This is a genomic window from Achromobacter sp. NPDC008082, from assembly GCF_042957345.1.
GTDB classification, from domain to species: domain Bacteria; phylum Pseudomonadota; class Gammaproteobacteria; order Burkholderiales; family Burkholderiaceae_B; genus Achromobacter; species Achromobacter kerstersii_A.
The window spans coordinates 406,429-431,188 of record NZ_JBIBIB010000005.1; the positions used below are offsets into that span (position 1 = coordinate 406,429).

General features: G+C 64.7%; 21 protein-coding genes. 7 read left to right on the forward strand and 14 right to left on the reverse strand.

What is annotated here, in order from left to right; genetic code table 11:
- The first annotated feature begins 166 nt into the window (after positions 1-166).
- On the forward strand, positions 167-2,164 hold the full coding sequence (gene pdeR / locus ACFZAI_RS21785; protein ID WP_391568863.1) for a cyclic di-GMP phosphodiesterase: 1,998 nt from the start codon (positions 167-169) through the stop codon (positions 2,162-2,164).
- Positions 2,165-2,298: 134 nt separating this feature from the next.
- Here the strand turns inward: pdeR and ACFZAI_RS21790 are convergent, their stop codons facing one another.
- Positions 2,299-3,183, reverse strand: coding sequence for a crotonase/enoyl-CoA hydratase family protein (locus ACFZAI_RS21790; protein WP_391568864.1), 885 nt, complete (start codon positions 3,181-3,183; stop codon positions 2,299-2,301).
- A 533-nt stretch (positions 3,184-3,716) separates the two neighbouring features.
- On the opposite strand from ACFZAI_RS21790, the gene ACFZAI_RS21795 reads away from it, so the two are divergent.
- Positions 3,717-5,753 (forward strand): TonB-dependent receptor, encoded by a 2,037-nt coding sequence (locus tag ACFZAI_RS21795; RefSeq protein WP_391568865.1) that lies wholly within the window; start codon positions 3,717-3,719, stop codon positions 5,751-5,753.
- A gap of 61 nt (positions 5,754-5,814) precedes the next feature.
- On the opposite strand, the gene ACFZAI_RS21800 is transcribed toward ACFZAI_RS21795, so the two are convergent.
- On the reverse strand, positions 5,815-6,558 hold the full coding sequence (locus ACFZAI_RS21800; protein WP_391568866.1) for an SDR family oxidoreductase: 744 nt from the start codon (positions 6,556-6,558) through the stop codon (positions 5,815-5,817).
- Between the two features lie 118 nt (positions 6,559-6,676).
- Here ACFZAI_RS21800 and ACFZAI_RS21805 point away from each other — a divergent pair, with 118 nt between their 5' ends.
- Complete coding sequence (locus tag ACFZAI_RS21805) at positions 6,677-7,588, forward strand: LysR family transcriptional regulator (RefSeq protein ID WP_391568867.1); 912 nt, start codon at positions 6,677-6,679, stop codon at positions 7,586-7,588.
- On the opposite strand, the gene ACFZAI_RS21810 is transcribed toward ACFZAI_RS21805, so the two are convergent.
- The 7 genes from ACFZAI_RS21810 to ACFZAI_RS21840 form a co-directional block, all read right to left on the reverse strand.
- The gene (locus ACFZAI_RS21810) at positions 7,567-8,961 is read right to left on the reverse strand and encodes a GntP family permease (protein WP_391568868.1); all 1,395 of its coding nucleotides are present in this window, start codon (positions 8,959-8,961) and stop codon (positions 7,567-7,569) included. The two genes, ACFZAI_RS21805 and ACFZAI_RS21810, sit on opposite strands and share 22 nt — an antisense overlap.
- Positions 8,962-9,090: 129 nt before the next feature.
- Positions 9,091-9,900, reverse strand: a complete 810-nt coding sequence (locus ACFZAI_RS21815) for an aminoglycoside phosphotransferase family protein (RefSeq protein ID WP_391568869.1) — start codon at positions 9,898-9,900, stop codon at positions 9,091-9,093.
- Positions 9,901-9,948: 48 nt separating this feature from the next.
- Entirely contained in the window at positions 9,949-10,419 is a 471-nt protein-coding gene (locus ACFZAI_RS21820; protein WP_391568870.1) for an NUDIX hydrolase, read from the reverse strand.
- A gap of 94 nt (positions 10,420-10,513) precedes the next feature.
- Positions 10,514-11,776 carry an ABC transporter substrate-binding protein gene (locus ACFZAI_RS21825; protein WP_391568871.1) on the reverse strand — a complete coding sequence of 421 codons (1,263 nt, stop codon included), beginning with the start codon at positions 11,774-11,776 and terminating at the stop codon, positions 10,514-10,516.
- Positions 11,777-11,914: 138 nt separating this feature from the next.
- A complete protein-coding gene (locus ACFZAI_RS21830; RefSeq protein WP_391568872.1) occupies positions 11,915-12,658 on the reverse strand; it encodes a GntR family transcriptional regulator in 744 nt (247 codons plus the stop codon).
- 2 nt (positions 12,659-12,660) lie between these two features.
- Positions 12,661-14,277, reverse strand: a complete 1,617-nt coding sequence (locus tag ACFZAI_RS21835) for an AMP-binding protein (RefSeq protein ID WP_391568873.1) — start codon at positions 14,275-14,277, stop codon at positions 12,661-12,663.
- A gap of 3 nt (positions 14,278-14,280) precedes the next feature.
- The gene (locus ACFZAI_RS21840; protein ID WP_391568874.1) at positions 14,281-15,321 is read right to left on the reverse strand and encodes a cyclase family protein; all 1,041 of its coding nucleotides are present in this window, start codon (positions 15,319-15,321) and stop codon (positions 14,281-14,283) included.
- Positions 15,322-15,463: 142 nt separating this feature from the next.
- Between ACFZAI_RS21840 and ACFZAI_RS21845 the strand changes: the two genes are divergently transcribed.
- Both ACFZAI_RS21845 and ACFZAI_RS21850 read left to right on the forward strand, forming a co-directional pair.
- Positions 15,464-16,519, forward strand: a complete 1,056-nt coding sequence (locus ACFZAI_RS21845) for a Bug family tripartite tricarboxylate transporter substrate binding protein (protein ID WP_391568875.1) — start codon at positions 15,464-15,466, stop codon at positions 16,517-16,519.
- Entirely contained in the window at positions 16,516-17,238 is a 723-nt protein-coding gene (locus tag ACFZAI_RS21850; RefSeq protein ID WP_391568876.1) for an SDR family oxidoreductase, read from the forward strand. The genes ACFZAI_RS21845 and ACFZAI_RS21850 overlap by 4 nt, the downstream gene beginning before the upstream one ends.
- A gap of 59 nt (positions 17,239-17,297) precedes the next feature.
- Here the strand turns inward: ACFZAI_RS21850 and ACFZAI_RS21855 are convergent, their stop codons facing one another.
- Together ACFZAI_RS21855 and ACFZAI_RS21860 are read right to left on the reverse strand one after the other, a co-directional pair.
- Positions 17,298-17,741 (reverse strand): hypothetical protein, encoded by a 444-nt coding sequence (locus tag ACFZAI_RS21855; RefSeq protein ID WP_391568877.1) that lies wholly within the window; start codon positions 17,739-17,741, stop codon positions 17,298-17,300.
- Positions 17,738-18,625, reverse strand: coding sequence for a GlxA family transcriptional regulator (locus ACFZAI_RS21860; protein WP_391569191.1), 888 nt, complete (start codon positions 18,623-18,625; stop codon positions 17,738-17,740). Before ACFZAI_RS21860 ends, ACFZAI_RS21855 begins: the two co-directional genes overlap by 4 nt.
- A gap of 102 nt (positions 18,626-18,727) precedes the next feature.
- On the opposite strand from ACFZAI_RS21860, the gene ACFZAI_RS21865 reads away from it, so the two are divergent.
- Positions 18,728-19,402: a DJ-1/PfpI family protein gene (locus tag ACFZAI_RS21865; RefSeq protein WP_391568878.1), complete on the forward strand. Its 675-nt coding sequence runs from the start codon at positions 18,728-18,730 to the stop codon at positions 19,400-19,402.
- 23 nt (positions 19,403-19,425) lie between these two features.
- Here ACFZAI_RS21865 and ACFZAI_RS21870 read toward each other — a convergent pair whose 3' ends face one another.
- Positions 19,426-19,908: an Lrp/AsnC family transcriptional regulator gene (locus ACFZAI_RS21870; protein WP_175169941.1), complete on the reverse strand. Its 483-nt coding sequence runs from the start codon at positions 19,906-19,908 to the stop codon at positions 19,426-19,428.
- A 142-nt stretch (positions 19,909-20,050) separates the two neighbouring features.
- Between ACFZAI_RS21870 and ACFZAI_RS21875 the strand changes: the two genes are divergently transcribed.
- Positions 20,051-20,674 (forward strand): LysE family translocator, encoded by a 624-nt coding sequence (locus ACFZAI_RS21875; protein ID WP_391568879.1) that lies wholly within the window; start codon positions 20,051-20,053, stop codon positions 20,672-20,674.
- A 65-nt stretch (positions 20,675-20,739) separates the two neighbouring features.
- Here the strand turns inward: ACFZAI_RS21875 and ACFZAI_RS21880 are convergent, their stop codons facing one another.
- Both ACFZAI_RS21880 and ACFZAI_RS21885 read right to left on the reverse strand, forming a co-directional pair.
- Positions 20,740-22,626 carry an ABC transporter ATP-binding protein gene (locus tag ACFZAI_RS21880; protein ID WP_391568880.1) on the reverse strand — a complete coding sequence of 629 codons (1,887 nt, stop codon included), beginning with the start codon at positions 22,624-22,626 and terminating at the stop codon, positions 20,740-20,742.
- A 540-nt stretch (positions 22,627-23,166) separates the two neighbouring features.
- A complete protein-coding gene (locus ACFZAI_RS21885; protein WP_391568881.1) occupies positions 23,167-24,417 on the reverse strand; it encodes a flavin-containing monooxygenase in 1,251 nt (416 codons plus the stop codon).
- Positions 24,418-24,760: the final 343 nt, after the last annotated feature.

Below are 24,760 nucleotides of genomic sequence, written 5' to 3' on the forward strand. Positions count from 1 at the left end.
GCGCATCAAAGCGTCAGGAAAGGCAAAGCTTTGCGCGTCGCCCCGCGACGCCGATGCAATAATCCGTAATACAGCGTTTGACGCCCCTCAAGCGGGTATTGACCCCATTCGGACTAGGCCGTAATGTACTTTTCGGTCCAGCCTTGGACAGTGGGGGGATACCACGATGACTGAGAATCAGGACGAAAAGTCGATCCTGTACACGCATTTCGGTACGCACAGCCCTTATTGGAGGCTGGCGGCTGATAGCGATGCCATAGAATTGGCTGCCATCAAGGGCGCAACGAATGTCGCGATGGGATTGCGCCCGGATCAGGCGGACACCATCCGCGCGCTGACGGGCATTACGTCCAGCGTGCGCATCGATATTGCGTTGTACGGCGATCTGCTCAGGCTCCATCTGGTGGGCCGCAAGATCAATCCGAATGAATGGGCCGGCACCGCATCGGCGCATTCCGATACCGAATCGGTTGCCAAGGACCTGGTCGAAGGCTTGTCGTTCGCCGAAACCGTGGTGTCCGAAGCCAACTCGGTGATCGTCATCGTGGACCAGAACGGCCGCGTGCAGCGCTTCAACAAGCTCAGCGAGGAATACACCGGCAAGCGCGAACAGGACATCGTCGGGCGCAGCGTATTCGAGATGTTCATGACGCGCGAAGAGGCCATGGCCTCGCGCCGCAATATCGCCGAGTTCTACAAGCGCGGGCAGTCCTATGAAGTGGAACGCCTGATCAACACGGTCAAAGGCCCGCGCCTGTTCCTGTTCCGCAATAAGTTCGTCACCAGCGGCAGCGGTGAAAAGCGCGTCTACCTGATCTGCTCGGGCACCGACATCACCGAAGAACGCGCAGCGCAGGAACGCCTGCGCGTGCTGGCCAACACCGACATGCTGACCAACCTGCCCAATCGCCACGCCATCACGGCGCGCTTGAAAGAGGCGCTGGCGGTGGGCAAAGACGGGCACGGCGGCGTGCTGTTCCTGGACCTGGACAACTTCAAACGCATCAACGACCACTACGGCCACGGCTTTGGCGACCGTCTGCTCAAAGCCGTGTCGGTGGCCATTTCGACTTGCTTGTCAGCCGGGCAGACGCTGGCCCGGCTGGGTGGCGATGAGTTCATCGTCTTGCAGGAACAGGCCCAAGCCTGGGAACTGGAAGCCACCGCCGAACGCATCATCGAGCGGCTGCGCGAGCCCTTCCGCCAGGGGTTGATCGAGGTCTACACCAGTTGTTCCATCGGCATCGCCATGTACCCCGACCACGGCGCGGACCTGGACAGCGTGGTGCGCAGCGCCGACATCGCCATGTATGTGGCCAAAGAAGCCGGGCGCCACACCTACCGCGTGTTCCAACCCGAAATGGACCGCCGCAACGCCGACTACGTGTGGCTGGACACCAACCTGCGCAAGGCCCTGGCCGAAAACCACCTGATGCTGTACTACCAGCCCAAGCTGGCAGGGCGCACGGGCGAAGTCGATAGCGTGGAGGCCTTGCTGCGCTGGCGCTCGCCCGAGCGCGGCATGGTCTGCCCCAGTGTCTTCATTCCCTATGCCGAAGAATCCGGCTTGATCTCGCCGCTGGGCGTGTGGGTCATGCGCGAAGCCGCAAGGCAGGCGGCCGCGTGGAAGCGTGATGGCCTGAACATCCGCATCGCCGTCAACATGTCGGCGCGGCAGCTGGACGACAAGGGCGTGGTCAGCGACTTCATGCGCGCCATCAACGACGCGGGGCTGGACCCGTGCATGCTCGACATCGAGCTCACCGAAAGCTGCCTGATCGAAGACGAAGGCGCGGCCATCGACCTGATCAAGCAATTCCGCCAATTGGGCGCGCGCGTGCACCTGGACGACTTCGGCACGGGCTATTCGTCGCTGTCGCAGCTGGCGCGCATTCCGCTGGACGCCATCAAGCTGGACGCGAGCTTTGTGCGCGGCGTGAATGAAAATCCGGTGTCGCAAGCGTTGGCGCGGGCTATCGTGGCGGTGGCGCGTACGCTGGAATTGAAGGTCATTGCCGAAGGGGTTGAGACGGTTGAGGAAACCGCGTTCCTCGATACCCTGGGCGTGGACGCCAAGCAGGGCTATCTGTACGCCAAGCCCATGCCCGCCGCCGAGCTGTCGGCGTGGCTGGCGCATCGGCGCCGGCTGCATTTGATCGCGTGACGCTTATTACCTGACGCGCATCGCCTGACTGCATCCGTTGATGTCTGCGCGCTGTAATCGACGGGGCCGGACGCCGGACGCCAGCCCCGTTATGCCATTAGCGGCTATTCAAAGCCGTGCTGTTGGCGGTGTGATCAATGCATCGTCGCCTCCTGCACGGCGTCCGTGCTGACGGCGCTGCGGCGGTTCTGCGCCAGCACCAGGCGTTCCATGTAGGCGCGGTCCTTCGGATCGATCGAGAACGCGGCTTCGACCCAGTCTTCGGTAATGTCCATCAACTCCGAGCGTGACAAGTTCAGCACGCGCTGGCGCGCCCGCAGCATGGCCCGCATGCCATTGAGCTTGGGCCGCATCACGTCGATGAACGTGCGCGTGGCGCGGTACGCCTCACCCGGTTCGAACAGCTTGTCGACAAGGCCCTTGCCGTGGAACCATTCGGCGGTGTGGGATTCGCCGGTGCTGATCAGCTCTTCGGCCAATTGCATGCCCGACCGGCGCGCCACCAACGAATAGCCGCCCATGCCCGGGAACAGGTTGAACGCCATTTCCGGGAAGCCCATGCGGGCATTGTTCTGCGCCAACACGAAGTGGTGGGCCAGCGCGGCCTCAAAGCCGCCGCCCAGCGCCGTGCCTTCGATCATGGCCAGCGAGATGGCGCCGGTGTCGAAACCGCGCGACGCGGCATGTACGCAGTCCACGCAAGCCCGCGCATAGGCGCGCAGCGCTTCGCGCTTGCCCGTCCGGATGGCTTCGGCGAAGAAGTTCAGGTCGCCGCCCACGTTGTAGATTTGCGGCACCAGCGAGCCCGTGACCCAGAAGTCGATGGGCAGGCCCGAGTCCTTGGCGGCGCGCGCCAGGGTCATGATTTCATCGATGAGTTCGTGGTTAAAGCAAGGCCGCGGCTGCGCCCGGAGCATCATCCACATGACACGACGTCCTTCCTCATAAAACGCAGAAATCTGCTTCATGTTGCCGGCTGCGGTAAAGGGGTGGCAGTCTGTATGAATGAGTTGATTCATGTGCTTTCGTCCAATCGATCAAGGTGAGTCGGAGTACTGCCGGGTCAGCCTAATACAGAGCTTCCGGCTGTCGTCTCATGCAAACCTCGTCCGGCTGGCCAGACTTGTCCGTAGGTCAAAGGCCCGAGTGATGAATGCAAAAACAGTGCGAATGGCGTTGTCGGCTCAACCGGTCGCACGAGCCGCGCATCGGCGCAACGGATGAGCACCTTCGCAAACTCAAGAAGATCCGGGCGTTTGCGGATGACCCGCCAACATCAACAGGACTCATGCGTTGGGATGACACTGTGGCGGAATGCCGACATAAAATAATTCTCATTTGCAAACAAAATTCGTTCTCGTTAGCATCGCGGCTTTCATCAACCTGAATTGTTGAAGGCGTTGCGATGTTTTCCCCGTTTGTTCTGCGGTCTATTCCAAGGCCTGTTCCGCCGGCAGTTCCACCGTCAGTTGCGGCGTCAATTCCGGCGTCAATTGCACCGTCTATTCCGCGCTCCCTGTCGCTGAGCGTTGCGCTTGCCCTGTCTTGCGCCTTGCCCCAAGCCGTTGCCCAGACGGCGCAGTTGCCCGCCATCAGCGTCGAAGGCGCCAATGCCGACGACCCGCGCGTGCCGGAAGTGACCACCGCCACGCGCACGCAGACGCCCGCGCGCTACGTGCCGCAGACGATCGACACCGTCAAGGTTGAAAACGTGCAGAACTACGGCGTCACGACCATCAGCGATGCGCTGTCGGGCATGCCCAACGTGTCCAGCGCGCAAGACACGCGCTTTGACTCCGTGCGCATCCGCGGCTTTGACGCCAGCAATGACTTCTATCTGGACGGCATCCGCGACGACAGCCAGTACGTGCGCGACCTGCACAACATCGAACGCATCGAAGTGCTGAAAGGCCCCGCCGCCGTGTTGTACGGGCGGGGCAGCCAGGGCGGCATCATCAACCGCGTCAGCAAGGCGCCCACGCCGGGCCGCGAGTCCACCGTGGAAGCGCAGACCGGCAGCTGGGACCTGCGCAGCGTGTACGGCGACCTGAGCGCCGACCCCAGCGACAACGTTAGCGTGCGCTTGAACGTGGGCCAGGAAGACACGAACAGCTTTCGCCACAAGATTGGCGGCACGCGCCAACTGGTGGCGCCCGCCATCAACTGGCGCATCACGCCCAACCTGGACTGGCTGGTGCAGTACGAGTACAGCCGCTATGACCGCACCCCCGACCGCGGCATCCCCAGCGTCAATGGCCGCCCGGCCGACGTGGGCCGCAGCACCGTCTATGGCGACCCCGGCCGCGACTACATCGACGACCGCGCGCAGTCATTCCGTTCACGCCTGGCCTACACGCTGGCGCCCGATTGGCAACTGCGCTACACGCTGGGCGTCTTCAAGCTGGATAGTGATTTCGACAACACCTACCTGACCGGCTTCAACGCCGCCACCGGCAAAGTCACGCGCACGCGCTGGCAGCAGAACCTGTCCACGCGCAACATCACCAACAACCTGGAAACCGAAGGCCTGTTCCACACGGGCGGCATCGAACACCGCGTGTTGTTCGGCGTGGAGCTCTCGCATCAGGACCGTTCGCCCACGCTGTATACCGCCGCCGCGAGCGGCCCGGGCGCGCAGCCCGTGCCGGCGCTGGACCTGTACGACCCGAACCTGTCCTTGCAGCACAACGGCCGCATGGCGGTCAGCAGCGATGCGCGCCACAAGGTCAAGAGCCAGGGCTATTACCTGCAAGACCAGATCAAGCTGAACGACGCGTGGCAGGTGTTGATGGGCGTGCGCATGGACCGCTTCAGCATTGATTCCACGAACAAGCTGCTGGACGCGTCGGCCTCGCATGACAGCAGCGGCGTCAGCCCGCGCGTGGGCCTGGTCTGGACGCCGCTGCGCGACCATTCCTTCTACGCGTCCTACAGCAAGACGTTTTCGCCCACGGGCGGCGGCACCATCGGCATCACGCCGAATGCGCGCGGCAATACCAACGACCTGGACCCGGAACACACGCGCCAGACGGAAGTCGGTGTCAAAAGCGATTGGCTGGACGGGCAACTGAGCACGACGCTGGCCGTCTATCAGCTTGAGCTCTACAACCGCCGCACGACGGACCCGAATGATCCGACGCTAGTGCTGCTGACGGGCAAGCAGCGTTCACGCGGGGTCGAGCTGACCGCGGCGGGCCGCCTTGCGGGTAACTGGTATCTGCGTGGGGGCGTGGGCTTGCAGAACGCGTCTATCGTGGAAGACAACAATGACCTGGCCGGCAACCGCATCAGCAACGTGGCGCGGCGCAACGGCAGCGTATTCCTGACGTACAAACCCGCCGAGGGCTTGTATGGCGAAACCGGCCTGACCTTTGTGGGCGAACGCTATGCCGACAACACCAACCTGACGACGCTGCCCGGTTATGCGCGTTGGGACGCGCTGCTGGGCTACCGCACGGGCAAATGGGACTGGCGCCTGGCCGTGCGCAACATCACCGACAAGACCTACTACGGCTCGGCCACCAGCGCCGGCCAGATCCAGTTCGGCGAACCGCGCACCGTGGTCGCCACGGCGCAGTACCGGTTCTAAGCCAGACGGGCGGGTGCGGGCCAGCTTCCGTGGCCCGCACTCGCCCCGATGACGTAAGCGGTCAGGCGATGCCGCCGTTGGCGCGCAGAATCTGGCCGTTTACCCAGCCGCTGTCCGGCCCTGCCAAGAACGACACCACGCCCGCAATATCGTCGGGCTGGCCCAGGCGTTCCAGCGGCGGCAGCTTCGTGAAGTGTTCGATCAGTTCCGGGCTTTTGCCTTTCAGGAACAATTCGGTGGCGACGGGGCCGGGGGCCACGGCGTTCACGGTGATCTGGCGGCCGCGCAGCTCTTTCGAGAACACATGCGTAAAGCTTTCGACCGCCGTCTTGCTGCCGATGTAGATCGCATAGCCGGGCAGGTTCAGCGCAATGGTGGTGCTGGACACGTTGACGATGCGGCCGCCATCGGCCAGCCGGGTCGCTGCCGCGCGCAGCGTGTTGAAGGTGCCGCGCGTATTGATGTCGAAGGTGCGTTCGAACTGTTCGTCGGTGGTGTCGGCCAGCGGCTGCACGCTGAGCACGCCCGCGCTGTTGACCAGCACGTCGATGCGGCCGAATTCGGCCTGCACCTGGTCAAACAGGGCGTTGACTTCGGCGGCCTTCGAGACGTCGGCGCGCACGGCAAGCGCACGGCCGCCGGCGTCGCGGATCTCCGCGGCCAACGCATCGGCTTCGTGGGCGCTCGAGGCATAGTTGATGGCCACGGCAAAACCGTCGCGGGCCAGGCGTTGCACGATGGCCGCGCCAATGCCGCGCGAACCGCCAGTCACCAGCGCAACACGTTGGGGGGCTTGTTGGGTCATGAGGCTTACTCCGTCTACAGGGTGGGGATGGAACGAATCATGAACTATTCCAAACGGAAGATAATTACCCTATATTCGCTAACATAATTCCATCTGCATTAATAATGGGCCGCCCGCCATGGATCGTTTTCAAGAAATGCAGGTGTTTGTGCGCATCGCCGAACGCCGCAGTTTTTCCCAGGCGGCCGAAGACCTGCAAATTCCCCGCGCCACCGTCACCACGCTGATCAAGCGCATGGAAAAGCGCTTGGGCGCGCGCCTGCTGGAACGCACGACGCGGCAGGTGCGCATGACGCACGACGGCGAAGCCTATTACCAACGCTGCGTGCGCCTGCTGGCCGATCTTGAAGAGGCCGATGGCGCGTTTCTGAACACCGCGCCCAAGGGCTTGCTGCGCGTCAATGCGCAAGGCACGCTGGCCAAGAATTTCGTCATGCCCGGCTTGCCCGGATTTCTGGCGCGTTATCCCGATATCGTTTTGCACCTGGGCGAAGACGACCGCCTGGTCGATCTGGTGCGCGAAGGGGTGGACTGCGTGTTGCGCGCGGGCGCGTTGCAGGACTCATCGCTGGCAGGGCGGCAGATTGCGCAGATGCCGCAGGTGACGGTGGCCAGCCCCGCCTACCTGGCGCGCTTTGGCGTGCCGGCGCGGCTGGAAGACTTGGCGCATCATCAGACGGTGGATTTTCTGTCCAGCGCCACGGGGCGCGGCATTCCGCTGGACTTCATGGTGGATGGCCGCAACGTGCAGGTGCGCGCCGCGTCGAAAGTCAGCGTGACGGGGGCCGAACTCTATACCAGCGCGGCGGTGGCGGGCTTGGGGCTGGTGCAGGTGCCGCGCTATCGGGTGGAGCAGGAACTGGCGGCGGGCCAGTTGCAGATCGTGCTGCCCGACTGGCCGCCCGCGCCCATGCCCGTATCGGTGCTGTATCCGCAAAACCGCCAGGTGTCGGCGCGCGTGCGCGTCTTCACCCAGTGGCTCGCGGAGGTTTTCGCCCACGCCTTCGGTCAAACGATGCCGGTCAGGTAGTACACGGCGATCACCACGAACACGGACATCGTCGATATCAGCGTGATGGCGAAGATGTCGCCGTAAGACTGGCGGTGCGTCAGCCCCGTCACCGCAAGCAGCGTGATGACCGCGCCGTTGTGCGGCAGCGTGTCCATGCCGCCGCTGGCCATGGCGGCGATCCGGTGCAGCACGTCCATCGGTATGCCGGCGGCGTGCGCGCCGTCGATGAACGTTTGCGCCATGGCCGCCAGCGCAATGCTCATGCCGCCAGACGCGGACCCGGTAATGCCCGCCAGCGACGTCACCGCCACGGCTTCGCCCACCAGCGGATCGGGAATCGCCTTCAACGCATCGGCCACCAGCAGAAAGCCGGGCAGGGCGGCAATGACGCCGCCAAAGCCGTATTCCGCCGCCGTGTTCATCGATGCCAGCAGCGCGCCCGACACGGCGCTCTTGCTGCCTTCGGCAAAGTGCGCCTTGATGCTGCGAAACGAGAACAGCAAGATCGTAAAGATGCCCGCAATCAGCGCGCCCATCACCGCCCACAACGCCACCTGGTCTTCCACGTTAACGGCCATGGGCTTGGGCAGGCCGGGCAGGTTCACTTCGGAACCGGCCGGATACCAGCCCGGAATCCAGCGCGTCAGCAGATAGTTCATCACGCCCACCACCACCAGCGGCAGCAGCGCAATCAGCGGATGGTGGTTGCGTTCATTGGCGGGCGTGACCGGTTCATTGCGCAGTTCGGTGCCATAGGTTTCGCCCGCAGCCGCCGCGCGCTTGCGCCGCCATTCCAGATACGTGACCCCCACCGTCAGCGTGAATGCCGCGCCGATCAAACCCAGCCAGGGCGCGGCCCAGGTCGTGGTTTCGAAGAAGGTGGTGGGGATGATGTTCTGAATCTGCGGCGTGCCAGGCAGCGCCGTCATCGTGAAGGTGAAGGCGCCCAGCGCAATGGCGCCCGGCATCAGCCGCTTCGGAATGCCGCCTTGGCGGAACATCTCGGCCGCGAACGGGTACACGGCAAACACCACCACAAAGAGCGACACGCCGCCATACGTCAGCACCGCGCACACCAGCACGATGGCGACAATGGCGCGCTCGGCGCCTATCATGCGCAGCACCGCCTGCACGATGGTGCGTGAAAAGCCGGATAGCTCGATCAGCTTGCCGAACACGGCGCCCAACAGGAACACGGGGAAATACAGCTTGGCAAAACCCGCCATGCGTTCCATGAACACGCCGGAAAACATGGGCGCCAATGCCGACGGGTCCGTCAGCAGCACCGCGCCCATGGCAGCAATGGGCGCGCACAGAATCACGCTATAGCCTCGATACGCCGCCAGCATCAGGAACGCCAGCGCCGCCACCACGATAAACAATCCGGTCATTCATTGCTCCTGGAATGAAGAGATAAGGGGTGCAGGGGCTACACCTTACCCGATCATGCCGCGAGGAACGTGACGCGGCTTGCCATGGCTAGCCGCGATTTGACCCGGCGCGACGCCAGGCGGGGCGGTTCAGGCGCGCAGCAGCGCGAGGGCCTGATGCGCGATGTTCAGGTCGACCGCGGCATCGTCGCCGTCGCCCAGGTACCAGGCGGCTGACAGCCCGCACCAGGCCACGACCCATTGCAGCAGGCGGCGGCGCTCCAGGCCGGATTCATCCACGACGATCTGCAAGCGGCGTTCAAAGCATCCAGGCACGGTGGCAACGGGCGGCACCGGGTCGGACAGGTCGGGGTTGCTGAAGAGGTTGGCGTAGTCGAACGCGCGTTCGCCGGTCAGGCGTCTGGGGTCGATGACCAGCCAGCCGCGCTCGCCAAAATCCAGCACGTTGTCGTGATGCATATCGCCATGCAGCACGCAGACGTCGCGCGGGTCGTCCAGCAAGGCGCGCGCGTAACGGGCGCTGTCGGCCAGAATGCCGCCATGCGATTGCGCCATGGGCCACAGATCCGTAAACCATTCCTCCAGCCCGCGCAGGGCAGGCAGCGGTTTGGCGCGCGGCGCGTGCAGATCGTGAAGCACGCCGCAAAGAATGCGGGTGGCTTCGTCGTCGCGGCCGGTGCGGGCATAGGCGGACAGAGAGCGCGTGCCCATCGCACGCTCAAGCAGGATGGCGTCGTCGTCGTGCGCCAGCACGCGGGCCGCGCCGTGGCCGTCCCACCAGCGCATCAGCACGCCGCCTTGCCGTTCGTCTTCTTGCAAGGCGATCTTCAGCATGGCGGGCGCGCCCTGGTGGATGACGGGCAGCAGCCGCGCCGCGTGCGTCTCGATCGGCGCGCCGTCGGGCGAAAGGTTCCAGCGGGACAGGTAAGCGTCGAACATGGTGAGGGTCATCTCCTGGGAATTCGCTCCCGAATTCAAATCCGAAGGCTACGTCGCGGTCTGCGCCGCAGTTTGCGCCGCAGTCAGCCCCGCCGTCAGCGCCGCCGCCTTGCGCGCGAGCCTCGCCACGCCGAAGCTGGTGGCGAGCTCGTGGCCTTCCAGATCGGCCAGCGGTATCCAGCGTGCGTCCCGCGCATCGTCGCCCGCCACGGGTTCGCCCGACTGCCAGCGGCACAGCACGGCGATCAGGATGAAATGCCGGCGCAGGGCGCCTGCGTCGTCGCGGTCAAAGACGTCAACGGCGTCGAACACATGCAGGGGTTCGGCCACGACGCCGGTTTCTTCGAGCAATTCGCGCGCGGTTGCCGCTTCGATGCTTTCCCCGGCGTCGATCTTGCCGCCTGGAAAAGCCCAGCAGTTTTCATCGGGCGGGTTGGCGCGGCGCACCAGCAGCACGTGGCCGTCTCGGATGACGGCGGCGATGGTGGCGGGAATGGGGCGGGCGGGGAGAGAGGTCATCAAGGCATCCTGCGGCAATGCGTGCAGTGTAAAACGCGGACGGGCTTGCGCCTGTCCGCGTGTTCCGTGTGGCGTGCCCGGATCGACGCCTTGCTTATTTTTTCACCAACGGGCAGGTCGATTTCGACAAGGGCATGAAGGCTTGATCGCCCGGCAACGTCGCCACCAGCTTGTAGTAGTCCCACGGCTGTTTGGATTCCGACGGCTGCTTCACTTCAAACAGGTACATGTCGTGCACCATGCGGCCGTCTTCGCGGATGCGGCCATTGGTGGCGAAGAAGTCGTTGATGGGCGTGGCCTTCATCTGCTTCATCACCGCGTCCGGCGCATCGGTGCCTGCTGCCTGCACGGCCTTCAGGTAATGCATCACCGACGAATAGGTGCCCGCCTGGCTCATGTTGGGCATTTTCTTCAGCTTGTCGTAGTAGCGTTGCGACCAGGCGCGCGTCTGGTCATTCATGTCCCAGTAGAAGGCTTCGGTCAGCGTCAGGCCGGCCGCGGCGTCCAGGCCGATGGCGTGGATGTCGTTGATATACAAGAGCAAGCCCGCCATCTTCTGCCCGCCCTTGGTCAGGCCGAATTCGCTGGCGGCCTTGATGGCGTTGACGGTGTCGCCGCCGGCATTGGCCAGCCCCACGACCTGCGCCTTGCTGGCTTGGGCCTGCAACAGGTAGGACGCGAAGTCGCTGGAACCCAGCGGGTGGCGCGCCGCGCCCAGCACCGTGCCTCCGTTGGCCTTGACGACCTCGGTGGCGGAGGCCTGCAAGGTGTGGCCGAAGGCGTAGTCGGCGGTCAGGAAGTACCAGCTCTTGCCGCCTTTTTCGACGGTGGCGCGTGCGGTGGTGTTGGCCAGCGACCAGGTGTCGTAGGTGTAGTGCACGGAATAGGGCGAGCACAGGTCGTTGGTGATGCGTTCGGTGCCGGGGCCGCTGAAGACCACGATCTTCTTCTTTTCGCGGGCCACTTCCAGCACGGCCAGCGCGGGCGCGGAGCCCGCCACGTCCATGATGGCGTCGACTTTCTGCGTGTCGTACCACTCGCGCGCCTTGGCGGCGGCGATGTCGGCCTTGTTCTGGTGGTCAACCACCATCAGGTCTATCTTCTTGCCCAGCACCGTGCCGCCGAAATCGTCGATGGCCATCTGGGCGGCGGTGGCGCTGCCTTTGCCGGTGACGTCGGCATACACGCCGCTCATGTCCAAAATCAAGCCAAGCCGGACGATGTCGTCTGAAATGGCGGCGGGCTGCTGCGCCCAGGCCGGTGCGGCGGCGGCCGCCGACAGGGCGGTGGCGGCGAACAAGCGGGTCATCGTGCTGCGGCAATGCATGGAAATCCGGGGCGTGTTGGCGTAAGCCATGGTTTGTCTCCTCTTGTGCCGGATCTGTCTGAAACTGCTGGCGCTTCAATGGCGCTCTGGTTTGGGGGGGGCGGGCCGCGCAAATGGACGTGGCGTTGGGGTGGGGCTCCTTGGGCGGTTGAACGGCGGGCGCGCGACTCAGCGATGGGCAAGCAGATCGAATTCCATCCGCACCTTGCGGAACGGGAATTCCAGCCGCGCGAAATACACCACGCGGCCGTCGATGCAGGCATAGCGGCGCAGCTCGGCCACGGGCGACGACACCGGAATTTGCAGGGACTCGGCGGATTCCTGGCCCGCTTCGATCACGTTCAGCACCTGGCGCGCTTCGGTGATGCGCGCGCCATAGAACTGATCCAGGACCGGGGCCACCGTGCTTTTCTGGATGCGGGTGCGATGCTTGCGAAACAGCCCGCTTTCCAGAAACACTTCGCTGTAGCAGAAGGGGCCGGCCTCGGTCGTGTGGACGCGGCGCAGGTATTGGAACAACCCGCTGCGGTCGGCCTTGCAAGGCATGCCCAGCGAGTCGGGCAACGGAGAATCAGCGCTGGATTCCACCAGCGACACCGTGCCCAGCTGATTGCTCAGCTCGACGGTTTCGGCCCAGGTCTTGGGAATCAGCAAGGTCGGCGTTTCGGGCAGCTCGGCATTGACGAACGTGCCAGACCCGCGCGACCGCCGGATCAGGCCGTCTTGCTCCAGCAGCCCGAACGCCTGGCGGATGGTCGCCCGCGAGATCCCGTAGGTTTCCATCAGCGATTCCAGCGGCGGGATCTGCTGGCCCGGCCGCCAGGTGCGGTTCTGGATATGGCTGCGGAACAGCGCCGCCGCTTGCAGGTAAAGCGGCTGGGGGCTGCGCGAGAAAAGCTTGGGGGCGGGCATGGTCAGGGGGCGGACGGTGGGGAAAGATCCGAGAGCATAGCCTCCGCCATGTCGCGCAGGCGGTGTTTTTGAATCTTGACCGAATTGGCGCTTTCCACGGACGGGAAGGCGTCCAGCACGGTAAAGCCCACGGGCGTCTTGAAACCGGCCATCGCCGCCTTGCACGCCGCCGTCCAGCCGGCGGGGTCGGCCGTGGCGCCGGCTTGCAGCAGCACAAACGCATACGGCACGATTTTGCCGTGACGGGTGGCGCCCACTACCTGGCAGGCGCGCACGCCGGGCAGGGTTTCGACGACCTGCTCGATTTCCACGGGGTTCACCAGAAAGCCGGATAGCCGCAGCGAATCGCCCATGCGCGTCTGGAAGACGAATTGGCGCGGGGTCAGCGTGTAGCCCAGGTCGCCCGTCTTGAAATAGCCGTCATCCGTAACCGCTAGCCGCGTGGCGTCGGGGTTGTCCAGATAGCCCTGCATCAGGCTGGGTGACAAGATTTCGATTTCGCCGGATTGGCCGTGCGGCAACACTTGCCCAGATTCAGGGTCGCGAGCGCGCACGCGGGCGTCGGGGTAGATCAGCGTGCCGCCCGGTTGATGGCGCGCCGACACGTCGCCCTCTTGCGGGTCGCGCGGCTGGCCCGCCACCAGCGCGATCAGTTCGCTGGAGCCGTACAGCCCCGTCAGCGGCACGCCGGCGTCGCGCGCCAAGTCCAGCATGTTGTCCAACGCGGGGGTGAAGCTGGCGAAGCCGAAGAGGCGCGCCGACGCAAACGTGCCGGGGGCGGCCGCCTGCATCATGCCCACCAGCGCTTCGTTGTTCGCATAGGTGTGCGTGACGGCATAGCGGGCAACGGCCTGCGCGGATTCCGCCGCATTGAATACCGGCGCGCACACCACGGGCACGCCTTGCGCCAGCCCGCCCACCAGCGTCGCAAAGCCGAACGCCCCGCAGAACGGGGCGCTGGCCAGCACGCAGCTGTGTTCGTCGTAGCCAAACGCCTGCGCCACCGCCGCGCCATGACGCAAGAGCGTTTGCTGGTCGTGCAGCACAAACTTGGGCTTGGACGTAGTGCCAGACGTGGTGAAGCACAGCACGCCCGCGTTGCCATGCGCCGCGGGCGGCGGGGTTGCGGTGGCGAGCAAGTCTGCGTAGCGATGCGCCGGTTTGCCATGCAAGGTGGCGGGCGCGTGTTCATCGTCAGCCCCCAGCGTGACGACGCCTTGCAAACGCGTCAGATGCTCCGGGGCGACGCCATCAAGAATCCCGGCGAAGTCGATGCCCTTGAAACCCGGCCAGAACACCAGCCAATCGGCCTGGCCGCGGCCAAGGATATCGGCCACTTCCAGCGCGCGAAATCGCGTGTTGACGGCCAGCACCAGCGCGCCCAGATGCGCGCAGGCCAGAAACGATTCCACCCAGGCCGCGCAATTGGGCAGCCACACGGCCACGCGGTGGCCGGGCTGCACGCCGATGCGTGCAAGCCCTGCGGCCAGAGCGCGGCTGTGTGCGCGCAGCTGGGCGGCGCTGATCCGCTGGTCTTGATCGATCAGCAGCGTGGCGTCGGGCCGGCGGGCGGCAAGCGCGTCCAGGTGCGCGGAAAAGGTCGAGGTTGCGGCGGTCATGGCTTACACCGTGGCGATCGGCGTGACCGGCGAACCCACCGCGCCGGGCATACGCAAGGGCGGGGCGGTCAGCAGGAAGCGGTTGCGCCCGTGGGCGTGCAGCCAGTCCGCCAAGTCCTTCAAATACCAGAGCTCGGCCAGCGGCACGCCCAGCTTGAACAGGCAGTGATGGTGCAGCGGCAAGATCGAATGGCCGGGGCCGGACGTGCGCGCCGGGTAAGACTCCACGGCGTAGTTGTCAGCGCATATGGCGGCGATGCCGCTGGCGGTGATCCAGTCCAGCAGGGCGGAGTCGGCGCCGTCCAGCACCGCGCCCGTCTGTTCCAGTTCGTGGGGATCGGGCTGGCCGTTCATGGCGACGACGCGTTCGGCGAACCCGGTGCGCAGCACCAGCATGTCGCCGGGTTCGACGACGACGCGCTGGTCGCGCATGGCGGCTTGCAGCTGTTCGTGGCCGACGATCGTGCGGCCCGGGCCGAAGGCGCGCGCCAAATCCACCAGCACGCCGCGCCCTTGCATGCCTTTTTCGGCGTAGCGGCTGACGCTGAGCTTGCGCGCATACGAGCCGCCGGGCGGGCAGCAGGCGTTGCCGGACGTGTCCGGGTCCACGCCGCCAAAGACGTCAACGCCCGCCGCAAAGCCGTTGTAGTAGACGCGGCGTGGCTCGCCGTCGCCTTGGATATCGAACATGGCGCCCACATGGCACAGGCCGTCCCACTGCGTGGAATATTGCATGGACAGCGTGACCTGATCGTCCGACAGCACGTCAACGGCCTCGGGCTGCACCTGCGACATCGCAAAGTTCAGGTAGGGCGTGCCTTCGCGGAACGTGGGCTTCAACGTGGGCGCATGGCGGCGCGGGTTCAGCACGTTGCCGCCCGGCAGGTCCAGCGGCAGTGACAGGCAGAACACCTTGCCCGCCTGCACTTCGCGCACGCCCTGAAGCACCTTTTCTTCGGTCAGCAGGTTTAGCCTGCCCAGCTCGTCGTCCGGCCCGAAGTCGCCCCAGGTGGAACCTTCGGGGCGTTGCGTCCAGCGTTTCATCTCTTGTCTCCTGGTGATGTTCTATGTTTTTATAACTATAGTACGTATTTACGTACTTTGAATATTCCCCCGTATCACCGAGCCGTATCCACAAGACTTAAGAAGAAATCCGCAGCCAGCGGATTCAAGAGGAGACAGATTCATGACCCCAGCCGTACCTCCGCGCGCCGGGCGGCGCAGCCTTGCCGTGCCCGCGTGGGCCACGCGGGCGCTGTCCGCCCTTGTTGCCGCCTTACCTGCCGCCATACCTGCCGCGATATCTGCCGCCATTCCGGCCACCGTCCTTGCCGCGGGTTACCCCGAGCACCCCGTCACCGTCGTGGTGCCGTATCCGCCCGGAGGCGGGGCCGACATCTTCGGCCGCGCCATCGCCAACGCGCTGCAACCGGGCTTGAAGCAAACCGTGCTGGTTGAAAACAAGCCCGGCGCGGGCGGCAATATCGGCATGGCCTACGTGGCGCGCGCCAAGCCGGACGGCTACACGCTGGGCTTGGGCACCATCGGCACGCAGACCATCAACCAGTTTCTGTACAGCAACATGACGTTCGACCCCGAGCGTGATCTGGTGCCGATTGCGCTGGTATCGACTACGCCGAACGTGATTGCCGTCAGCGCAAAGTCGCCATACAAAACCGTGGCCGATGTCATCAAGGCCGCCAAGCAATCGCCCGACAAGAAGCTGACTTACGCATCGCCCGGCATAGGCTCGTCGGTGCATTTGACGGGCGCGTACTTCGAGTCGATGGCGGGCGTGACGATGCTGCACGTGCCGTTCAAGGGCACGTCTGCCTCATTGCCGGCAGTTGCGGGCGGACAGGTGGATCTGTTGTTCGACAACCTGCCGGGCGCGCTGGCGCAGATCAAGGACGGCAACCTGGTGCGCGGCGTGGCGGTAACGTCAGGCGCACGCGACCCGTCGGTGCCTAGTCTGCCCACCGTGGCGGAATCTGGCCTGCCGGGCTTTGACGTCACGGCCTGGTTCGCGTTGTACGCGCCGCGCAACACGCCGGCGCCGGTTGTCCAGCAACTGATCGACGCCGCACGCAGCGGTCTGCAAAGCCAGGCCATCGCCACGAACTTCGCCACCATGGGCGCGAAACCCGGTACGCTTTTCGGCGCCGAGCTGGCCGCCTTCGAATCCGCCGAGCGCAAGAAATGGGGCGGGCTCATCAAAGACAAAGGAATCACCGCGCAATGACAACCCCCATCGCACTGGTCACCGGCGGCAGCCGGGGCATCGGGCGCGCCATTGTGGCGCGCCTGCTCAAGGACGGCTATCAGGTCGTCAATTTCAGCCGAGGCGCGCCCGATGACATACTGCCCGGCGAAACCTTCCGTTCGGTTGACCTGAGCGATGCCGCCGCCACGCGCGCCGCGGCGGCGGAACTTGCGGCCGAGCGCCCCGTGCTGCATCTGGTGAACAACGCCGGCATGATTCAGGTGGCCAATATTGAAGACGTGACCGAAGCCGACCTGCTGCGCACGATGGCGCTGAACATCACCGCGCCGGTATTGCTGATGCAGGCATTGCTGCCGGGCATGCGGCAGGCGGGCTACGGACGCGTCGTCAACATCGGCAGCCGCGCGGCGTTAGGCAAAGGCGGGCGTTCGGTGTATGGCGCATCCAAGGCGGGTTTGGCGGGCATGACGCGCACCTGGGCGCTGGAGCTGGCCGCCCACGGCATCACGGTGAACACCGTGGCGCCAGGGCCGATCGCCACGGAACTGTTCAATCAGTCCAACCCGCCCGGCGCGCCCAAGACGCGCGCGCTGGAAGCGTCCATTCCCGTGGGCCGTGTCGGAACGCCGGACGAAGTGGCGCACAGCGTCGCCATGTTCCTGGACAAGCAGGCGGGCTTCATCACCGGGCAGTTGCTGTACGTGTGCGGCGGCATGTCGGTGGGGCTGGCGGGGTAGGGGACGCTGGGTAGGGGCGGCGGGATAAGGGCGGCGGGGAGGGCGTGGCTTCCTTCGGCCTACTTCGGCTTCCAGTGGCGCCCGTCGGTGGACCGGAACACGCCGCCCGTTGCGCAGCAGCCGCCCGCGCCCATCGCCATTTCACCGATCTCGGCTTCCACGGTCTTGCCTACGCGGGTAAGCGATTGGCGCTGGCATTGCATGAATGACGGGTAGAACTCGGGTTCCAGCACGATCGTCCAGCGGCGCGCGCCGGTCGAGGATTCCGGGTCGGCCTCGTTCAGATACACGTCGCAGTCGTGGACGATCAGGTGCACGGGCTGGCCGTTGAGTTCGCCCTTGAACTCGCGATGGGGGGCCAGGTCTTGAAACAGCTTTTGTTCCAGCGTCAGCTTCGGCTGGGAAGGCGTGTCGTCGCAGGCGGTCAGCAGCGTCAGCGACAGCACGGCCGCCGCAGCGGCGGGCCAGCGGGCAAGGCATCCACGGCGATTCGGTTGTGTCATGGGGGTGGCCTGTTGGGTAACGGCCCCACGTGATGTTGGACCGATTTTTTCGACATCTTACCGGTGCTTCGTAGCGCGCTCGCGCGTTCTTCTCGCAGCCGCCGCAAGACTTCCGTGGGCGCCACGCCAAAGTGCGCCGCGAACTTGCGCTGGAACGTGCGGCGCGACATCTGGCAGGCGTCGGCCATGTCGTCCACGGACCAGCGGGCCGACAGCCGCGCTTCGATTTTTTCCACCAGATCGCGAAAGGGCGCCGCCACCCGGTCTTGCAGGCGCAGGCTTTGGCTGTATTGGCGCTGGTCGCCATCGCGGCGCATGAAGACGACGAGCCGCCGCGCCACCTGTTGCGACAGCGCGGCGCCATGGTCACGTTCAATCAGCGCCAGCGCCAGGTCGATGCCGGCAGTGACGCCTGCCGACGTCCAGTACTTGCCGCTTTCAATGAAGATGCGGTCGTCTTCCACGCGCAGCGCCGGGTACAGCTGGCGCAGCCGGTCGGCCGACCGCCAGTGCGTGGTGACGGCCCGGCCATTGAGCAGATCGCAGGCCGCCAGCAGAAACGCGCCCGTGCACACGCTGCACGTGCGCGGCGTCGTGGCATCCCGGTGGCGCAGCCAGGCGCGCGTTTCCGCGTGCGCGCTGGCGCGGTCCACTCCGGGGCCGCCCGGCACCAGCAGCATGTCGATGGGCGTATCCCCATCGGCCTCGAACGTCTTGTCGGCCTGCATGCGCAAACCCTGTTCCCAGGTGCTGACGACCGGCGTGGCGGCGATGGTGCTCAACTGGTACAGCACGCGTCCGGCTTCTTCGTTGGCCGAGCTGAACGCCTGCCACGGACCCGCCAGATCCAGCGGCTGGAAGCCGTCGTACAACACGAACACCACGCGCTGTGGCGCGCGTTCTGGCGCAATCTCTGCATCTTTTGGCGCACGCGACGGGGCGCGTCCGCCTATGCTGGGCGTTGGCGTTCTTGAGGGAGCATCGTCATGCATGTGAATATTCTCTTGTTCGAAGGGCTGACCCAGCTGGATATGACCGGCCCCTACGAGGTCCTGGCGAATGCGCCGGGGTTTACCGTGGATTTTGTCTCAAAAAGCCTGGACCCGGTACGTTGCGATCGCGGCTTGAAATTTCTGCCGACCCAGACCCTGGCATCCGCCTTGCCGTGCGATCTGCTGGTGGTGCCGGGCGGGCCGGGCACGGATGATGCCATCGTTGACGCCGATTGGGTGGCGTTCACCCGCCAGCAAGGCTTGGCCGCGACCTATTTGTTTGGCATTTGCACGGGTTCGCTGCTGCTGGGCGCGGCGGGCCTGTTGCGCGGCAAGCGGGCGTCCAGCCATTGGCGTGCGCGCGAATTGCTGTCGCGCTTCGGCGCCATTCCTACCGACGAACGCTTGTGCGTGGACGGCAACACCTACACCGCGGGCGGGGTGACGTCAGGCATCGATATGGGCTTGAAGGTGGTGGCCGCGCTGTGTGGCGATGATGTCGCCAAGCTGATCCAGTTGCAGATCGAGTACGACCCGAAGCCGCCGTTTCCGGGCGGCACGCCCACGACGTCAGAGCCCGCTATCGTCGAGCGTTACCTGGCCATGTCGCAAGCGCGTTTTGACCGGCGCGCGGCGTTGGTGGACCGGGCGGCGGCGAATATGCCGTAGCCGGCGGCAAGGTGCTTCGCGGGCTACTTGCCCAGATGGTCTAGCGGCAGCGGGCTTTGCCGCTTGACCGTCTGAATGGCGAAGTTGCTGCGGATGTCTTTTACGCCGGTCAGCTTCAGCAGCGTGCCAAGCAGAAAGCGCTCGTAGCCGCGCAGGTCCGGCACCACCACTTGCAGCAGGAAGTCAGACTCGCCCGACACCAGATGCGCCGCAATGACTTCGGGCAGGGCGCTTACCTCTTTGCGGAACTGTTCGGCGTCGCGCTCGTGGTGCCGTTCCACCTTCACGCCAACGAACACGGTCAGGCCCAGACCCACTTCGTCTGGCGCCAACCGCGCTTCGTAGCCCTGAATCACCCCCGCTTCTTCCAGCATGCGCACGCGCCGCAGGCAGGGTGAGGGCGACAAGCCAATCTGCTCGGCCAGTTCCACATTGGTCAGGCGGCCGTTCTGTTGCAACGCTTCCAGAATGCGGCGGTCGTAAGCGTCCAGTTCGTGTTTTGGCATGGAATCAGGAAAAATGTTTTTCTGCTGGTGGAATGTGCCAATCATCATAATTCCATTGGCATGAATCGCAAGCACATGCCAGGCCGATTTTCCTAGAATGACCGCCTTGAAGAGCATGCATGGGAGCGCGGATATGGCCGATATGGCGTTGTTTCTTGGGGCCTTGCTGATTGTGTACGTGGTGCCCGGGCCGGACATGATCCTGTTGCTGGAAACCGGCGTCTTGCGCGGACGCGGGCAAGCGCTGGCGGTTGCGGTGGGGCTGGCGATTGCGCGCGCGGCGCATGTGACTTTGGCCGCGCTGGGGCTGGCGGCCTTGTTCAAGACCCATCCCTGGGCGTTTGACGCCGCGCGCACGGTAGGCGGCTGCTATCTGGTGTGGTTGGGGGTGAAGTTGTTGCTGGCCAAACCGGTGGCGCTTGACGCGACGGGCCAGCCATCGGCGGGCGGCAAGGGCTGGGGCGGCGCGTTGCTCAGCGGCGTGCTGACCAACGTGCTCAACCCCAAGGCCTTGCTGTTTTGCTCGGTGCTGCTGCCGCAATTCGTGTCGCCTGCGCACGGGTCCATCGGACAACAATTTGCCGTGCTGGGCGTCATCCTGGTCAGCCTGGGGCTGACGTTCGATGTGATCTGCGCGTTGGCAGGCGGGGCAGTGGGGCGGTGGATGTCAGCCAGCCCCCGCGCCCAGAAAGTGCAAAGCGTGATCTTCGGCACGGCGCTGATCGGCTTCGGCTTACGCCTGACGTTCGCGCAACGCCCGGCGTGATGCCGGGCGCTGCAAGGCGCGTGGGTTTAGCCAAAGCCGATTCGCCAAACCCAATTCGCGAGTCCCTATTTGCCGAACGCGAACTCACCGGCGTCCACGTCTTCCTCTTTAGCGGGAGGCGGCGTGGCGCCGTCTTGCAGCATCTCGGCTGCCGTCATGCCCTTGGTCAGCTCCAGCGCCTGCCGTTCGAACAGGCGCCGGTACAGGCCGCCCTTCAAACGGACCAGCACATCGTGGCTGCCTTCTTCGATGATGCGGCCGTGGTCCATCACCAGCAGACGGTCCAGCGCGCGCACGGTCGACAGCCGGTGCGCCACCACCAGCGTCGTGCGGCCCACCATCAGGCGGTCCATGGCCTGCTGGATCAGCACTTCGCTTTCGCTATCCAGGCTGGACGTGGCTTCGTCCAGGATCAGGATGGGCGAGTCCGCCAGGAACGCCCGCGCAATCGCCACGCGCTGGCGTTCACCACCCGACAGCTTCACACCGCGTTCACCCACCAGCGTGTCGTACCCCTTGGGCAGCGACATGATGAAGTCGTGCGCGCTGGCCAGCCGCGCCGCCTGTTCGATCTCGGCTTGCGTGGCGCCCGGCCGGCCGTAGGCGATGTTCTCCGCGAGCGTGCGGTGAAACAGCACCGGGTCCTGCTGCACGATGGCGATCTGGCTGCGCAACGATGCCTGTTTCACCTGGGCGATGTCCTGCCCGTCGATGGTGATGCGGCCGTCGTTCACGTCATACAGGCGCTGGATCAGCTTGATGAACGTGGTCTTGCCCGAACCCGAATGCCCCACCAGCCCGACGCGTTCGCCCGGCGCAATGCGCGCGGAGAATTTGTCGTACAGCGCGGTGTTGTGCGAGCCATAGCGGAACGTCACGTCCTCAAAACGAATTTCGCCTGCGGTGACGTGAATAGCGCCTGCGCCCGCGCGGTCAGCCACGCCCAGCGGCTGGCGTTCCATCGCGACCAGCTCTTCCATGTCGTTGACCGAGCGTTGCAGGTTGCGAATATGCATGCCCACGTCACGCAGATAGCCTTGCAGCACGAAGAACATCGTCAACGTGAACGTGATGTCGCCCACCGTTGCCTGGTTGCGCGACCACAGCAGCAGCGACGCGCCCAGAATGGCGGCCTGCATCGCCACCAGCATCGCGCCCTGAATGCCGCCGTTCAGCGTGGCGCGCACCCAGGTGCGGCGCGTGCGGTTGCGCCACTTGTTGACGACGCGGTCCAGCCGCACTTCTTCGCGCGTCTCGGCGCCAAAGGCCTTGACGACCGCGTTGCAGCTGACGGCGTCGGCCAGCGCGCCGCCCATGCGCGTGTCCCAGGCGTTGCCCAGGCGCGCGGCCGGCGCAACAAACCCCAACGACAGCGCGGCGGTGACGGCGATGTACACCACCGAACCCAGGCCCACCACAAGCCCCATCAGCGGCCAGTGCGCGCCCAGCAGCGCCGTGGCGCCCACCAGCATCACGACGGACGGCAGCAGCGCAATCAGCAGCGTGTCGTTCAGGATGTCCACGGCCCACATGCCGCGCGTGATCTTGCGCACGGTAGACCCAGCGAAGCTATTGGCATGCCAGTCCGTGGAAAAGCGCTGCACGCGATGAAAGGCGTTGGACACGATGCCGTTCATCATCTTCAACGTGAAGGTGATGATGTTCTGGAACACGGCCTGGCGCAGCAGCGTGCCGCCCACGCCCAGCGCCACCAGCAGCCAGAAGGCGGTGATGGCGGCGCTCCAGGCCAGCTCGTTGCCGGTCGAGCCCGAGGCCACGGCGTCAACCAGTTTGCCCGCGTACATCGGCGTCAGAATGTCGGCCACGGCCGACAGCAGCGCCAGCAGCACGATGACCAGCGTGCGCCAGGGTTGCATGCCCCAGTGCCGGAAGGTAAAGCCCAGAACATCCTTAAAGGCCTGTCCTCGAAAGTCGATTTTTTTTCTAGCCATAACAATGGCCTGGCGGCACAAGACACGCCAGGATGTCCTTGTGATGAAAGAGGGATAACAAGCCATGCGCCGAATGGGCACAGGCAACTGCGTTCAGGTGGTTGGAACAGGCACGGAGGACCAGTCGCTAGGTAACGGTCTAGCGATGGGTCCGCGCGGGCGACGACTTAATGGCGTCGCGGGGACACGCGCGGGACGGCGTTCGGCATGGGGTGAATCATCATGCGGCCTCCCTGACGGTGAGTTGAGTGGACGAAAAGAAATGGGCACACGCCCGAATTGCTGATTCTATAGAAATGAGTTATGGGAATCAACGGGGCCTGAAGGCGGATCGGGTCTGCTGTGGGTTTTTTTCAACTGTTGCCGACGGCCATCACGCGCTGAACCGCCACCGTTTTGCTCGGGCTTTGCCGCCGGCGCCACGATTTCAATGTTCCAGCGCCGGCGGGAGCATCGGAGCACCGGCATAAAAAAACCCGCATCCTCGATCAGCATGCGGGTTTTTGCGTCACGGCCGAAGCACGCCGCTTGCGGAATTCGTCATTCCTTCTTGTACGCCAGGTAGTCCTGATGAATCCCGATATGGTCGGCGATGTAGCGGGCGTCGTGCCACACCCCCCAGATGAACGAGGAACTGCGGTTGGTCAGGTTGGGCAGGCCCAGGAAGTAGATGCCCTTTTCGGCGGAGATGCCGCGCTTGTGGATGGGGTAGCCGTTTGGGTCGAACGTATCGACGTCGATCCAGCTGAAGTCGACCTTGAAGCCGGTCGCCCACAGGATGGTCTTGATGCCGGCTTCGGCCAGGTTCAGGCTCAGGATGGGATAGGTAAGGCACTCGGGGTCGGGCAGCAGTTTCCAGGCATCGGGCTCGGGCGGAAGGTCAAGGCCGTTCTGCTCGATGTAGGCGTCGGCTTCGCGCAGGACTTCGAAGTAGTCGGCATCACCCTGGGCGACATCGCGGCCAAGGTTGTCTGCGAAGTGCAGCACGCCGTTTTCGTACGACGTCGTGATGCCGACCAACTGGATGCCGTCGTGCGCAAGGCGCCGGAAGTCGACGGTCTTGCCGTTCTCGTAGCCGCTCACGGCGAAGGCGACGTGTTCGCGCTTGGGCTTTTTCTTGACTTCGTCCCACATGCCCAACGCGCCCAGCCACCAGCAGTAGTCGCGTTCGCGGTACGAGCGGGGCGGCCGGTAGTGTTCGCCCACGGACAGGTAGACGGTGCGGCCGGCTTGCCGCAGCTCTTCGGCGATCTGCGAACCGGAAGCCCCCGCGCCAACGACGAGCACGGCGCCGTCGGCCAATTGCCCTGGGTTCTTGTAGGCCGAGGAATGAAGCTGCTGGATGCCGGCGCTTTCGGGCACGATTTTCGGATAGGTGGGAACCTGGAAGGGGCCGGTCGCGGCGACTACGTGCTGGGCTTCGATGGTGCCCGCAGAGGTGGTGACGGTGAAGCCCGGGCGCTTGTCGTTGCGCTGCACCCGCAGGACCTCGACGCCCGTGCGCACGGGCGCATTGAGCATCTTGGCGTAGTCTTCAAAGTACTGGGCCATGCGCTCCTTGGGCGGGAAGACATCGGGCCCGACGTCATCAAACTTCAACCCGGGAAAGCGGTCGTGCCAGGCGGGGCCGTTGGCCACCAGCGAGTCCCAGCGTTCGGAGCGCCAGCGTTCGGCGATCCGTTTGCGTTCGAGCACGATATGCGCAATTCCCATGGCGCCAAGGTGCTCGCTCATTGCGATGCCGGCCTGGCCGGCGCCGATCACCAGCGTATTGGTTTTTTCAATTGACATGTGTAGATCCTAAGGAATACCGAGACCCTGGTGCGTCTCGTGGCTGACACGACGATCCGATTGGCACGCAGTGTGATCCCGAAGCTTCAACTTGATAACTTCGTTTTTCGGACGGCTGACTTAGGAAAAAGCAAAGGTGTCGGTTTGCCCGGGCGGCGCACGCCATCGCGCTTGCGCCGTCATGATTTCTTTTTTCCGATGGCCCCCATCAGCATCGGCAATGCACGGGAAATAGGGCTTTACCGTATTCTTGACTGCACCAGAACGCTGGCGCCGCAGCACTTGCGTGCCATGCGGCCACCGCCTGTTTTCCCCGGAAGCGTCGCGCCGGGAGACCGAACTT

What these genes read in the sequence shown, in the direction of transcription:
- pdeR (WP_391568863.1), top strand. Translation starts at nt 167, where the DNA reads ATGACTGAGAATCAGGACGAAAAGTCGATCCTGTACACGCATTTCGGT.
- ACFZAI_RS21790 (WP_391568864.1), bottom strand. Translation starts at nt 3,183, where the DNA reads ATGAATCAACTCATTCATACAGACTGCCACCCCTTTACCGCAGCCGGC.
- ACFZAI_RS21800 (WP_391568866.1), bottom strand. Translation starts at nt 6,558, where the DNA reads ATGACCCAACAAGCCCCCCAACGTGTTGCGCTGGTGACTGGCGGTTCG.
- ACFZAI_RS21805 (WP_391568867.1), top strand. Translation starts at nt 6,677, where the DNA reads ATGGATCGTTTTCAAGAAATGCAGGTGTTTGTGCGCATCGCCGAACGC.
- ACFZAI_RS21810 (WP_391568868.1), bottom strand. Translation starts at nt 8,961, where the DNA reads ATGACCGGATTGTTTATCGTGGTGGCGGCGCTGGCGTTCCTGATGCTG.
- ACFZAI_RS21815 (WP_391568869.1), bottom strand. Translation starts at nt 9,900, where the DNA reads ATGTTCGACGCTTACCTGTCCCGCTGGAACCTTTCGCCCGACGGCGCG.
- ACFZAI_RS21820 (WP_391568870.1), bottom strand. Translation starts at nt 10,419, where the DNA reads ATGACCTCTCTCCCCGCCCGCCCCATTCCCGCCACCATCGCCGCCGTC.
- ACFZAI_RS21825 (WP_391568871.1), bottom strand. Translation starts at nt 11,776, where the DNA reads ATGGCTTACGCCAACACGCCCCGGATTTCCATGCATTGCCGCAGCACG.
- ACFZAI_RS21830 (WP_391568872.1), bottom strand. Translation starts at nt 12,658, where the DNA reads ATGCCCGCCCCCAAGCTTTTCTCGCGCAGCCCCCAGCCGCTTTACCTG.
- ACFZAI_RS21835 (WP_391568873.1), bottom strand. Translation starts at nt 14,277, where the DNA reads ATGACCGCCGCAACCTCGACCTTTTCCGCGCACCTGGACGCGCTTGCC.
- ACFZAI_RS21840 (WP_391568874.1), bottom strand. Translation starts at nt 15,321, where the DNA reads ATGAAACGCTGGACGCAACGCCCCGAAGGTTCCACCTGGGGCGACTTC.
- ACFZAI_RS21845 (WP_391568875.1), top strand. Translation starts at nt 15,464, where the DNA reads ATGACCCCAGCCGTACCTCCGCGCGCCGGGCGGCGCAGCCTTGCCGTG.
- ACFZAI_RS21850 (WP_391568876.1), top strand. Translation starts at nt 16,516, where the DNA reads ATGACAACCCCCATCGCACTGGTCACCGGCGGCAGCCGGGGCATCGGG.
- ACFZAI_RS21855 (WP_391568877.1), bottom strand. Translation starts at nt 17,741, where the DNA reads ATGACACAACCGAATCGCCGTGGATGCCTTGCCCGCTGGCCCGCCGCT.
- ACFZAI_RS21865 (WP_391568878.1), top strand. Translation starts at nt 18,728, where the DNA reads ATGCATGTGAATATTCTCTTGTTCGAAGGGCTGACCCAGCTGGATATG.
- ACFZAI_RS21870 (WP_175169941.1), bottom strand. Translation starts at nt 19,908, where the DNA reads ATGCCAAAACACGAACTGGACGCTTACGACCGCCGCATTCTGGAAGCG.
- ACFZAI_RS21875 (WP_391568879.1), top strand. Translation starts at nt 20,051, where the DNA reads ATGGCGTTGTTTCTTGGGGCCTTGCTGATTGTGTACGTGGTGCCCGGG.
- ACFZAI_RS21880 (WP_391568880.1), bottom strand. Translation starts at nt 22,626, where the DNA reads ATGGCTAGAAAAAAAATCGACTTTCGAGGACAGGCCTTTAAGGATGTT.
- ACFZAI_RS21885 (WP_391568881.1), bottom strand. Translation starts at nt 24,417, where the DNA reads ATGTCAATTGAAAAAACCAATACGCTGGTGATCGGCGCCGGCCAGGCC.